Below are 13165 nucleotides of genomic sequence, written 5' to 3' on the forward strand. Positions count from 1 at the left end.
ATGGGTCGGCATGTCCAGCCGACCCAAAATGAGCATACCGAATGACTTATCGCGTGCAAACAATGTAAACAGTAGGAGCTGTTGATTTTGAGGCGATATCTCCTACGGTGCCTAGGGTGGAATCGAAATTGCCTTTGAGGCCTTTCCAGCTATCACTCAATGCATACCAAGTGCTGATGAATCCACTTTGTGTTAACAGCGTTCTGGCTTCAACAAAGTCGCCGCCTTCCTGGGCAAATACGGCCAATTCTGCGGAACCAGCTAGATGGGCACCCATATTGTTACAAAAATCTCTCACCTCCTGAACAGGCGGTGTTACCCCAGTCGAGTCATAGGCAAGGGCAAGGTATTGATGATTGCCGGCTCTGTATACCGGAGTAATGGTCTGACTGATCGTTTTCTGAGAAGTGTTAGCCAGCAACGCTTGAACAGTGCCCTGTCTCTTATTGCTGTTCACATGCAAGCTATCAAGAGTGGCGGTCGCCGTACCTGTAGCATCAGTGAATGATTCGCTATCGATGCTACCAATATCGGTCGACCAGTTAACTTTGTAATTGGGTACCGCCTGATTTTGCGCATTTTTTACCACCACGCTAATCACTGGATTATCGCCACCAAAACCGTATACCGCGTTTTTAGAGGTTTGCATTGATGTAATCGTGGCGGTGGAGCTATCGACCACAAATTCGACTTCCGGTGCGGTAACTGGCGCGTTGGCTCCGACACTCACGCTGACAATCCCTTTGCCTGGTGCACCTGATTGCAAGGTATTATGCGATTTTCCCTCATCATCTGTGCGCTGTGTTTGCCCGTTAAGTTGGCCAAAGTTGGTGGTCCAGTTGATAAGCAGCCCTTTCACGGGATTGCCATAGCGATCTTTCACCAGTGCGGTATAGGTCGCTTTACTAGTGTTGTCCGCTGGAATTTGTCGTGCATCCACGATCAGATCACCGGCGTTAAGGCTGGCGCTACTGCTCTCCGCCGTGAACTCCACCGCCGTCGCCGCCACCGCCGTGCCGCTACCCGGCTGCGCCGTGACGATAGCTGCTCCCAAAACCGTTGAGCTTAACGTTACCGTCGCCACGCCTGAGACGTTGGTTTTACTGCTATTCTGCGCCAGGTTGCCGCGGTCGGTGCTCCAGCTCACAGATAAATTGCTCAGCGGGTTGCCATAGGCATCCTTAATCGTTGCACTGTAAGTAATTTTCTCACCGCTATTCGCGATGGCGCTGACTTTGTCCGCCGTCACACCGCCATTGGCGATTTGTGCACTGGCGGTATCTGCCGTCACCGTCACTGGCGGTGCATTCACAGCCTCGCTACTGTTGACGCGAGCGTTAACCTGCACGGTGCCTGCTAATGTGGCGGTGAGTGAGATAGTGGCCTCACCAGCGGTATTGGTGGTAGACGTCGTACCGCTCAGCGTTCCACCGCTGGTTGCCCAAGACACAGGCAGGTTGGCTACGGGGTTGCCGTGGGCGTCTTTCACTACGGCGCGGAAGATCGCCATGTCAAGAGTGCCCGCTGTGATGCTGGTTTTGTTTACCGTTAAATCACCGTCGCTGATGCTAGCCGAAGCGGCGTCAGCCTTGAAGTCAACCACCGGCGCATTAACCGCTGCGCGGCTGTTCACCACCGCCTTTACTTGCGCGTTACCTGCAGCCGTAGACGTTAACGTTATGGTTGCCTTACCGTCCGGACCAGTCACGCTGGCCGCACTGCTCAGCGTGCCGCGATCGCTACTCCATCCAACGGTTACGCCACTCACCAGGTTACCGGCGGCATCGATGACCCGTGCCGTATAAGACACGCTGTCGCTGCCGTTAGCCAGCGCGCTAGTTTTGTTGGCGGTGAGATCACCGCTGTCCAGACGGGCCGATGCCGCGTCGGCGACGATGTTTACCCTCGGTGCATTTGCCGGGTTGCCGTTGACCGCAGCGATGATCTGCGCCGACCCTACAGTGGTACCGGTGAAAGTAACCGTGGCCTCACCGTTGACGTTGGTGACAGACGTTGCATCGCTGAGTTTGCCAAGATTGCTGGTCCAGTTGACCTGCTGATGCGCCACTGGGTTGCCGTTAGCGTCTTTAACCACCGCCGTAAAGCGTGCTGCATCCGTGCCGCTACTTACAATGGTGGTTTTATCCACGGTCAAATCGCCGCTGCCGATTCGCGCGCTGCTGGCATCGGCGGCGAAAGTCACGAGGACGGCACTTAGCGCGGGTTTGCCAACCAGCGCTGCGCTTACACCCGCCTGGCCCATTTGGGTTGAGGTCAGCGTGACCTGGGTTTTGCCGTCTGGCCCTGTCACGCTTGTTGTCTGGCTAAGTGTTCCGAGTGAGGTCTGCCAGTTTACAACTTGTGCGGGCAGCGGGTTTCCGTTTTTGTCCTTCACAGTAATGGTGTAAGTCACGAGATCGCTGCCATCGGCCACGGCACTGGTTTTATCCACAATAAAGTCGCGCGCGTCGATGGTGGCGCTAGCGGCATCGGCGGTAAAGCTGATGACGGGTGCATCCACGGCGGCCTGCGTGCCAAGCTGTGCCTGTACCTGCACATCATGCGCCGCAGTATCTTTCAAGGTGACGATGGCAATACCGTTTTTGCCACTCTGACTCTCAGCAGCACTCAATGCACCACCGTTACTGTGCCAGTTGAGCTTCACGCCCGGTACTGGATTGCCATTGGCATCCTTAATCAGCGCGCTGAAAGTGACAGAATCGCTACCATTGGCGATGGCAGTGGTTCGATCAACTGTAAGGTTACTCCTATCCAGTGCGGCGGTGGATGCGTCGGCAATGAAATTCGCCAGGGCGTTGGCGCTGCCGTTGGCGGTAGACGCGGTAACTGTAATGGTTTCTGCCGCGGTATCGGTAAAGGCGATTACCACCATGCCGTTGTCGTCGCTGATGGCCGTCAGGCTACTGCCTGCTGCGACTTGCGCGGAGCCACTCAATGCAAAGGTCACGGTCACACCCGCAACCGGGTTGCCCATGGCATCTGTCACGCGAGCTTCTGCGCGAGCAATGGCACTGCCGTTGGCCACTACATTATCCCGTGTCAGACGTAGATCGCCGTCAGCCACGGTGGCGCTACCGATGTCGCTAATTTGTTTAATGGTCAGCGGGCTCAGTTGCAGCGTATCGATGGTGGCGCTGAGTTTAACGTCTGCTGCACGCGTACCGGCGGTTAGCGTGGCGAGGTATTCGCCATTGCCTTTTTCTGTGACAGCACTCAACACCGGCGTCTTCGCGGCAGCGGTAGCCGCATGGGTGCTGGGGCGAGCACCAACACCGGCTTTCTCCGGGGCGTTGCTCAACTCGGTAGCACTTAGCGCGATGGACGCAGCCACATCGGTCACTGGCTGCTCGTTTTCATCGCGCAGCAGGATGCTGATCTGCGACGTGGCCTTACCGTCGGCAAGCAAAGTGGCAGGCGAGGCGCTCAGCGTGCTAGTGCTGGCATTTATCGCCGGGCTACTGACGTTGACCACAGTCGAGGAAACTTTCGAACGGTTATTACGTGTGTCTATGGCCACGCCGCTCAGGGTATAGCGGTTATGGCCGCCAGCGATAAAGCGCGGTAACACGATTTGGTATTGGTTGTTACCCAGGTCCTGAATGTGACCACCCGCAGCGACGATCTCGGCGTCGTTCCAGATAATTGATGCCAGACCGTACTTGCTGATGATCTTGTAATTCAGAGTCACGGTTTTACCGCTGCGACCATTGATTTCGGTCGGCAGGCCAAGTTGAATCAGCTCCTGTTTGCGATATTCCAGCACGATATTGTTATTACGCTCAACCAGCGCCATACGGTTAGCAGCTAAAGTGCGGTTTAGATTTACGGCGCTGGGATCGAGCTGGCTACTGAGCGTCTGACCCAATTGATAGTTGAACTGGAGGCCTAATTGGGATTCGCGCTGATGACCACTGGCTTTATGGTCCAGTGTGAACGACACCAATGGCACCGGGGTATAGCTCAAACCTGCGGTGAAGGCAGCAGGGTTACTTTGGCGCCTCTCTTTGCTGAACAATGCAACTTCGTCACCGTAGTATTTTTCGTACATAAAACGCCCGCCAATCGCCGGGTAGACGGGTAGCCAGGCCTCGGCCCGAAGGTCGAACCCGTTTGCCGGGCGAGCATCGTAGTCTTCAACATCTACAGAGTTGCGCCAGCTGCTCAGGCGATAATAACCATTTCCGGAAAGCTTGAGGTAGTCGCGCCAGGCTTCGGCACCAATGCCCATTCGTTTATGACTGCGACTGATGTTCTGGTCGTAAAAGGCGTTGTAGCCAAGCATCCAGCGGCTGGTGAAGTGGCGCTGGCCGAGACCGAAGTTACCAGTAAATTGACCGTCTTTATTGCGCAGGCCTTGTTGAGCGAAAAGTAGGCGGTCCGGCGTCTGATTGAGCGGTAACAGCAGGTCAAACGAGCCAGTCTGCGGCTTAAAGTGCTCATCCGTGCCAAGCTCGACGCGTGCGGTACCCCATTGTTTTAGCCATTCTTGCGCCTGGCCTACGGCGGCGCCAGTGACCTGCTGGCTGAGATAGCCGCTTAGGTTACCGGATTGATGCGCCTCAGCCAGTCCACTGGCCTGCTGGGCAGCGCTGCTGAGTGAGGTCTCTTCGCCCGGACGGATGGCGGCTTCAACAGATAATGCCCAAAAGGGGGTGAGTGCCATGCCCACCTGGACGGCAATCTGGGTAAAGATGAGCGGCCGCATCCAGCGGGATGAGGCATCGGCGCGTGACGCTGACGAACGTGTGTTGTCCATAAAATTCTCGTGTTTTGGCTAAAAGGGGGTCATGAAGTAGGTGAGGGGGAATTCTCACGCGGGGAGAAGTTGTTAGCGCTTGAGACGGGTCTTAAACCTTTTAAGTGATTTGAAAAAAGCAAGGCAGGAACGACTTGCGAGGAACAAGATTAAAAGGGGGATAGGACGAAAATACCGCTAGATGGACAACAACACATACGCTTACGAGGCGACCTGTAGATAGGCAAGTGTGTAAAGCGCTGGCTTGATGCGATATCAGTTCAGGCGTCATACTTGCCGTTTTTTTCACGCTTTACCTAAAAATTTGATGCCATTTTATCTTCGATTTTTCTGCGTTTTTACGCGCTTTTTGGCGCCTTTATGCGCTTTTATACCAGGCGTAGAACAATATTCTGTCTGCAACCAATAATCACACCCCTCATCATTAACCCAACGCAATATAACAGTTTTATTTCTGTAATAGTTAAACCTGGCTTATAACTATTGTACAAATAAAAACCGAATTCATGCTGTCTTCCTGAAAATAAAGGGGCATCTTTGACGGTAATAGCAGAAAAAGAAGACATATCCTGGAGAAGTCACATTTTGTCTCATTCGCATAAAATGCTGTCTTAGGTGATTTTTTAGATCTTTAGATCGTTAAAATACAAATGTTAAGTTTTTTATTCTAAAAAAAGATCTTAAAAAAGATCAAAGATCTGTAAATAAACCGTCGCGCTAATTTTTTTAGGGTTATATTTCAAATTAAGCACGAATAATCAAAAAAACTTTCAATGACCTGAAAATTGTCATTTACTTAAAGCGGTCGAAGGGCTCCAACATTACTTCGATTAATGTTTCTTCTGCTGTGGAAATGAAAGTTCATTGCTTGAGCAGAGACATTTTTGATGACGATTTTTGAGGCTTAATCATGAAAAGCAAGTTCGCAGTATTAGTTGCAATTACGGCTTCTCTTGGATTTATTGGCACGACAACTGCTGCTGATGGCACGATTAATTTTACGGGTACAATTACCGATAACGCTTGCACGGTAGATACTGGCTCTGCCAACCAAACCGTGAATCTGGGCACCGTTTCGAGCAAAACCTTCACCGGAGCCGGTGTCACCGCGGCACCGACTCGCTTCAACATTAATCTGACAAGTTGTCCTGCTGCGGTAACCTCGGCCAGCGTACGTTTCGATGGCGCAACCTCTGCGGGAAATAACCAAATCCTCGCTCTGAACTCAGGGCAAACTGCCACCAATGTGGGTGTCGCGCTGTATGAGCAAGACAGTTCCACTCTCATCCCTATCGCCAGCAAATCGGCTGATCGTCCGATCACGGCAGCCGGCCCTAATGTACTGACCTACATAGCGAAATATTACGCTACGGCCACGCCAGTTACTGCGGGTACAGCAAACTCCACGGCGACCTTCACCATTGCTTACAACTAAGTAGTTTCAGAGCCGCGTCATGCGGCTCTTTCTTTCGTCACGGAGAGAGATGGATGTTTAAAAAAAGTCTTTGGCCATTGGCCATGGCACTTTTGTGCCTGTCGCCTATGGCTCAGTCTGGTGTGCAGATTGGCGGCACACGTCTGGTTTATGACGGTAAAAACAAGCTGGCCGCGATAAGTGTGACTAATCCAGACGATCGTCCCTATTTGATTCAATCCTGGGTTAGCAGTCAGGAAGAGAGTGATACCGCTGATGACACTTTCATCACCACGCCCCCGCTCTTCCGCCTTGAGCCTCATAGCCAGAATTCGGTGCGCGTTATCTACAGTGGTCACACGTTGCCAGACGATCAGGAATCCGTGCACTGGTTGAATATCAAGATTATCCCGACGGTCAATCGTCAGGCCACTAACGATCTCGTTATCACCATTAAAAACAAAATGAAGTTATTTTACCGGCCCGCAGAGTTAAGCGGCGATCCCGCATTGGCTTTTACCAGGCTCAAATTTCGCCAGCGTGAGGGCAAACTCGCCGTGTTTAATCCCACGCCTTACAGCGTTTCGCTCTACGACCTGACCGTAAACGGTTCAACTATGACCAAACCGCCGATGGTGTTGCCTTCACAGGAAATCGTTCTTGGCCAAAAAGTGCACGTTGGCAATCCGGTGAGCTGGCGAGCGATTAATGATTTCGGCGGCATTACAGCAGAACAAACATTAAAAGTGGGCACCGATTAAAGGAGAGGGCCATGTCGATGAGACAAAATATACCTTTAACGCTGAGGCCTGCTTTTCAGCGCACCTTACTTAACATGGTAATACTGGCTGCAATGCCCATTAATGATGTGGCTGCAGAGGATTATTTTGATCCTGACACGGTGGAACGACACAGCGGCCAGCGTGCAAATCTGGATCTTTCCACTTTTAGTCGCAGTGGGGGTCAAGCGGCGGGCGTTTACAACGCCGACGTTTACCTGAACGACAATTTTGTTGGATCAAAAAGCATACGCTTTGAACCCGGTGCGAAGGGTCTGCAGCCCCTATTAATAAAAGCTGATTTTATGCGGTGGGGCGTGAAAGAGAATGCCACACCCGCTTTCGTGAAAATCTCACCTGCGCAGGAAGTGACGAATATCGCTGCCATCATCCCGCAGGCGCAAACCCGCTTTGATTTAAGCCAGCAACGCTTAAACGTCTCCATTCCACAAGAATATGTACGACATAACGCACAAGGGTATGTTGGCCCAGAGGAGTGGGACGATGGTGTCAACGCGCTATTTATGAATTATGGCTATTCAGGTGCCAATAACTGGAGTGATTATCGTCAGGGAAGTGATAACAACGCGTATCTCAATTTGCGTAGCGGTATTAATCTCGGGGCCTGGCGCGCGCGCAATTACACCACCTATAGCCATAGTCAGGGTGATGATAAGTGGAACAGTATTAATACCTACGTTCAGCGTGACATCAAACCCTGGAAAAGCCAGCTGGTATTGGGAGAGAGCTATACGCCATCAGAGGTATTCGATAGCTTCCCCTTTCGCGGAGCTCAGCTCTACTCAGACGACAATATGCAGCCCGAGAGCTTACGAGGATTCGCACCCGTTGTACGAGGCATTGCGCAGAGCAATGCGCAAGTTACCATTCGTCAGGACGGTAACATCATTTGGCAAGCCTATGTGCCACCCGGACCTTTCGCCATAAATGATCTTTATCCTACCTCGGCCAGTGGCGATCTTGAGGTGGTAATAAAAGAAGCGAATGGCAGCGTCCGACAGTTTGTTCAGCCATTTTCTGCGGTGCCTATCATGCAGCGTGAAGGGCGTTTCAAATATGCTTTCACGGCCGGGCAATATCGTTCAACCGGGGGATCGGCAAAAAAACCGGGCTTTATACAAGGCACAGGTATCTATGGTTTGCCTTATAGCTCAACCGTTTATGGTGGATCTATTCTGTCGGGTGATTACACGTCAGCATCGGTTGGTGTGGGGAAAGGTCTGGGGTTATTGGGTTCGATTTCGCTGGACGGGACATTCGCCAATGCCCGTTTAATGGAAGAAACTCATCGCGGTGGCTCATTTCGTTTTCAATATGCAAAAGATGTCGCAATGAGCGGCACCACTTTTACTCTGGCAGGCTACCGTTATTCCACCTCTGGTTATTACGATTTTAATGAAGCCAATGGCTATTACGCGAATACACTGCCGCCGGGTTTCCGGGGTAATCCCAACAACCGCAATGAAGTTGAACAAGCCCGACGCGAATGGCGAAACTGGCGTTATAGCCATAACAGACGCAGTAAATCCCAACTCAACGTTAATCAATCGTTGGGTGATTATGGCAGTCTTTTTCTCTCCGCTTACCAGCAACAATATTGGGGCGTGACAGAAAAGGAGCGCAGTTTGACGCTGGGCTATAACACCAGCTTCAACGCCATCAATTACTCCTTTAACTACAGCTATTCACAGACGCCGTTCTACACCAAACACGATCAAATTTTTTCGCTGGCGGTGCAGATTCCCTTTGACCGATTTTTACCCAAAAGCTGGCTGAACTTCTCGGGCAGCACCGACAATCGCGATAAAACCACTGGCGCGGTGGGGTTGTCAGGCACTGCACTGGCAGACAATAACCTGAGCTATAGCGTGCAACAGGGTTACACCAATCAAGGGGTTGGCGCCAATGGCAATGCGTCAGTCAACTATAAAGCACGCTTTGGCGAATACCAGGCTGGCTATAACTACTCGCGGAATACCCGACAACTGAATTACGGCGCAACGGGCGGCATTGTGGTGCATCCCTATGGTGTGACTCTGAGCCAGCCGTTAGGTGACACCATGGCGTTAGTGCGCGCTGAAGACGCGGAGGCAGTTCGCGTGCTCAACCAAACCGGCGTGCTGACTGATGGCAGAGGTTATGCCGTCGTACCCAACGTAACACCTTATCGCCGCACCTCGCTTTCGCTTGATGCCAATTCGCTCGGCGATAACGTCGATCTGCTGAGTGACAGCCAAACAGTGGTGCCTACGCAGGGGGCCGTAGCATTAGCCAATTATCCCACGGTATCGGGGGCAAAAATGGTCGTTACCTTGCGTGGGCGTCAAGTGCCGTTCGGCGCACGTGCCAGCGTTGCCAACGGCGAAACCCTTTCGCATGGCATCGTTGATGACAAACAACATGTTTACCTCAGCGGCGTGCCCGCAGCGGGCGTGGTTAAGGTGAACTGGAAGGGCGGCGAATGTCAGGCTCCGTTTACGTTAGGAAAGGCTCAGTTTGGTGTCAATTCTGTGACGGCACAATGCCGCTAAAGGAAGCATTTATGCGTTTATTTCTTTTATTACCGAGCATATTTTTTATTGGGTTGTACGTTAACTTTGCGCAGGCTTATACCTGTACCACCACCACAGCCGCGACGACAGTTTCTCCTCCTGCGATAGTGATTCAACGCGATTTACCGGTGGGATCGTTGATTGGCAGCCAGATCACCTCGGGTGCGGTGAACACGTTTAACTGTACTAACACGGCCCCCGCGTTGACTTATCAAAGTGTGGGCGTAAAAGGCACCGGTAACTATGTCACGACCATTGGAGGCAGACGGATTTACAGCACCAATATTGCAGGGATTGGCTTTGCTATCGGTGGCATCTCAGTGAACAACTGCAATAACTTTAGTGGCTGGGTTGATGGAACCAGTACGGGAGATGGTAATGCGAACAATAGGTTGCTGTGTTCGGTCAATGGCTTAATAGCGGGACAACCTCTGCGCGAGCAAGCGTTGCTACAGTTCTATAAAACCGGACCAACCGGATCGGGGATGGTCACCGCGCAGCAGGCAGGATCGTTTATTTTGCACAACAACCAGGCGTTCTGGCATTCACCGGAATCGACTATTCTTATGAATGGTTTTAGTGTCACAACGCTGGCGTGTTCAGTCAGTAATACTGCCATCGCCGTGAATATGGGCAATGTGGATAAGCGTGCGTTCAGTGGGACGGGCAGTTCACCCGATGCCAGCTTTACGCGTAATTTTACCCTTCCGCTTAACTGTAATGCCGGCACCCGCATCAATGTGAAGATTGATGGAAATGCCCAAAACTCCGCCAATGGGGTATTAAATCTGACATCAGGTGCCAATACGGCAAGTGGAGTGGGCGTGCAGCTTCTGTTTAACAATGCGCCTGTGCAACTGGGCGCTAATATTGTTGCCGGAACTTCGGCCAGCGCGGGGAATTATAATATTCCGCTTCAGGCGCGTTATTACCAAACGACCGCAACCATTACACCTGGCACAGCTAACAGTTCCGCGACTTTCACTCTGACCTATCAATAAATAATTTTCCCCCTGGCGGGGGAAAATTGTCAGTGATGACTCACCGATAGATCACTTCAACAGCTTTAATATGACCCGATGATTGCACGCTGACATTGCCGAGTTGAAACGGCAGCGTCTGCTGTTGCTTATTGAATCTAATCTGACGCACTTTATCGACACCATTCTGGCTACATTGCACTGCGGCATGCTGGCTATTGGTCGTCGTCGTACAGGCAGGCTCAACTATCGCACCGGTAAAAGAAACGGTACCGCCCTCAGCCAGAACGGCTTGGGCAAATAGCAAACCAGAAAATAATACGAATGCTGTTTTCATCGGTCTTCTCCTGGTGGTGGCATAAAGAAGAACGACAAGTTAGGACCAAACTTTAATTAAAAATGGCGATAGTGAAAAAATATCCCCCTTAATGCGATCGCAGGTCGCTTAGAAAGCGCTGCGCGCGCGGGTGCTGCGGCTGGGTGAAGAACTGTTCTGGTTGTGATTTCTCCAGAATCTGTCCCTGGTCCATAAACCAGATGGTATCCGCCACCTCACGGGCAAAGTTCATTTCGTGGGTCACGCACATCATCGTCATCCCTTCCTGCGCCAGACCGCGCATCACCGACAATACTTCGCCGACCATCTCCGGATCGAGCGCCGAGGTCGGTTCATCGAACAGCATCACCGGCGGCTTCATCGCCAGCGCGCGGGCAATCGCCACGCGCTGCTGCTGGCCGCCGGAAAGCTGCGCCGGATAAGCATCGGCTTTATGCGCTAAGCCCACGCGCTCCAGCAATTCACCCGCCTGACGACGCGCTTCGCTGCGCTTTACGCCCAGTACTTTCATCGGCGACATCATGATGTTCTCGGCCACCGTCACATGCGGGAACAGGTTGAAGCTCTGAAACACAAAGCCGATGCGCGTGCGCAGCTGATTGAGGCGCGTGCTGCTGCCGTGAATATCGGTGCCATCAAACACAATCTGGCCGTCATCGATCGGTTCTAAACGGTTAACGGTGCGGATCAGCGTCGATTTGCCCGAGCCGGAAGGGCCGCACACTACCACCACTTCGCCGGGATTAATCTCGGCGCTCAGGTTGGTCAGCGCCTGATACGCGCCGTACCATTTATTAACCTGATTAAACATGATCATCGGTCCCATGCGGTTTCCTTATTGCGAAGAGGTTTTAGTCAGCATCACCGCGGGCGCCACGCTGGACGTTGGCTGCGGTGCTTGACGACGTTTCTGCGCAATGTGCGCTTCGAGTTTATTGGCCAGCCAGGTGAGGCTGAAGCAGATGAGGTAGTAGCTCAGCGCCACAATGGCGAACACCTGAAACGGTTTGGTCAGCAGCTGATTACTCACCTGATTGGCGGCAAAGGTCAGCTCTGGCACGTTAATCACGTAGCCCAGCGTACTGTCTTTGATAATCGACACCAGCTGGCTAACCAGGCTGGGCAGGGTGTTGAACAGCGCCTGCGGCAGGATCACCAGACGCAAAGTTTTCAGATGGCTCATGCCGAGCGCGCGTGAGGCTTCGTATTGGCCGTGCGGCAGTGCCTGAATGCCGCCGCGCACGATCTCGGCGATATAGGCACTCTCATAAATCACCAGCGTACACAGCATGGTGGCGAAGCCGCTGATGTTGTGGCCGATCAGCAGCGGCACACAGAAGTAGGTCCAGAACACCACCATCATCAGCGGGATGCCGCGCAGCAGATAAACCCAGCCGGTGGCGGGCCAGCTCAGCCAGCGCCACGGCGACAGGCGCGCCAGGCCCAGCAGCACACCAATCGGAAACGCCAGCAGCACCGCCAGCACCGAGATCAGCAGCGTACAGAGCACGCCGCCAATCGGACCGTTCGGGTATTGCCCCATCAACAGCAGCATGCCGTTGTCATGCAAAATGGTGAACATCTCAAACATCGCCATTACCTCGCATAGACGCGCTGGAAGCGGCGGGCCAGCAGTGCGCCAAGGCCCATCAGCAGCAGGGAGAAGAACAGATAGCCCACGGTCGCCACGATGTAAGATTCGAAGGTACGGAACGTTTGGTTCTCAATATCGCGCGTTACATAGGTGAGATCCGCCACGCCAATCACCATCGCCAGGCTGGTGTTTTTAAACAGCAGCACCGTGTGGTTGATCATCGCGGGCATCGCATTGCGAATGCCCTGCGGCAGAATCACGCCGTGCATGGCGCGCACGTAGCTCATGCCGAGTGCGCGCGCGGCTTCGTTCTGCCCGTCGGGAATGGCGCGCAGGCCGCTGCGGATATCTTCGGAGAAGTACGCCGCCTGACATAGGCCCAGCGCGGTAAGTGAGAACAGGAACTCGGCGTTGTAGTTGTTGATCCACATCTGCAGCGCTTCCGGCAGCAGCGTAGGAATGGCGAAGTACCACATCATCAACTGGATCAGCGTCGGCACATTGCGGTGATAAGAGACATAGGCTTTGACCAGCCCAACCGCGATGCGGTTTTCAGTCAGGCGAATCACCACCAGCAGCAGCGCCAGCACCATTGCCAGCAGCCAGGCACCCAACGCCAGTTCAAGGGTGATCACCGTTCCGTCAACGATCATCTGGCCGTATTGGCCGGTTATCACACTGCTGAAATCGAGAGCCATTCTGTTACCTCAT

General features: G+C 52.9%; 9 protein-coding genes. 4 read left to right on the plus strand and 5 right to left on the minus strand.

All coding sequences use genetic code 11. The annotated features are described in order from the left end of the window. Positions 1-46: 46 nt before the first annotated feature. Positions 47-4777 (minus strand): Ig-like domain-containing protein, encoded by a 4731-nt coding sequence (locus ACFQW4_RS14280; RefSeq protein WP_377725914.1) that lies wholly within the window; start codon positions 4775-4777, stop codon positions 47-49. A gap of 910 nt (positions 4778-5687) precedes the next feature. Between ACFQW4_RS14280 and ACFQW4_RS14285 the strand changes: the two genes are divergently transcribed. From ACFQW4_RS14285 to ACFQW4_RS14300, 4 genes are read left to right on the plus strand one after another with little or no spacing between them, the layout of a single operon-like run. Beyond that, on the plus strand, positions 5688-6212 hold the full coding sequence (locus ACFQW4_RS14285; RefSeq protein ID WP_101762319.1) for a fimbrial protein: 525 nt from the start codon (positions 5688-5690) through the stop codon (positions 6210-6212). A gap of 53 nt (positions 6213-6265) precedes the next feature. After that, a complete protein-coding gene (locus ACFQW4_RS14290) occupies positions 6266-6952 on the plus strand; it encodes a molecular chaperone (RefSeq protein WP_101762318.1) in 687 nt (228 codons plus the stop codon). A gap of 11 nt (positions 6953-6963) precedes the next feature. Next, entirely contained in the window at positions 6964-9522 is a 2559-nt protein-coding gene (locus ACFQW4_RS14295) for a fimbria/pilus outer membrane usher protein (RefSeq protein ID WP_377725916.1), read from the plus strand. A gap of 11 nt (positions 9523-9533) precedes the next feature. Further along, complete coding sequence (locus ACFQW4_RS14300) at positions 9534-10544, plus strand: fimbrial protein (protein ID WP_377725917.1); 1011 nt, start codon at positions 9534-9536, stop codon at positions 10542-10544. A 40-nt stretch (positions 10545-10584) separates the two neighbouring features. Here ACFQW4_RS14300 and ACFQW4_RS14305 read toward each other — a convergent pair whose 3' ends face one another. The 4 genes from ACFQW4_RS14305 to ACFQW4_RS14320 form a co-directional block, all read right to left on the minus strand. After that, entirely contained in the window at positions 10585-10860 is a 276-nt protein-coding gene (locus tag ACFQW4_RS14305) for a hypothetical protein (RefSeq protein WP_101762315.1), read from the minus strand. Between the two features lie 88 nt (positions 10861-10948). Further along, complete coding sequence (locus ACFQW4_RS14310; RefSeq protein ID WP_101762314.1) at positions 10949-11686, minus strand: amino acid ABC transporter ATP-binding protein; 738 nt, start codon at positions 11684-11686, stop codon at positions 10949-10951. A 9-nt stretch (positions 11687-11695) separates the two neighbouring features. After that, complete coding sequence (locus tag ACFQW4_RS14315; RefSeq protein WP_309836159.1) at positions 11696-12451, minus strand: amino acid ABC transporter permease; 756 nt, start codon at positions 12449-12451, stop codon at positions 11696-11698. 5 nt (positions 12452-12456) lie between these two features. Further along, the gene (locus tag ACFQW4_RS14320) at positions 12457-13152 is read right to left on the minus strand and encodes an amino acid ABC transporter permease (RefSeq protein WP_061718311.1); all 696 of its coding nucleotides are present in this window, start codon (positions 13150-13152) and stop codon (positions 12457-12459) included. Positions 13153-13165 lie beyond the last annotated feature (13 nt).

This window comes from Pantoea sp. GCM10028869 (assembly GCF_042666835.1).
In the GTDB taxonomy this organism is placed as follows: Bacteria; Pseudomonadota; Gammaproteobacteria; order Enterobacterales; family Enterobacteriaceae; genus Pantoea; species Pantoea leporis.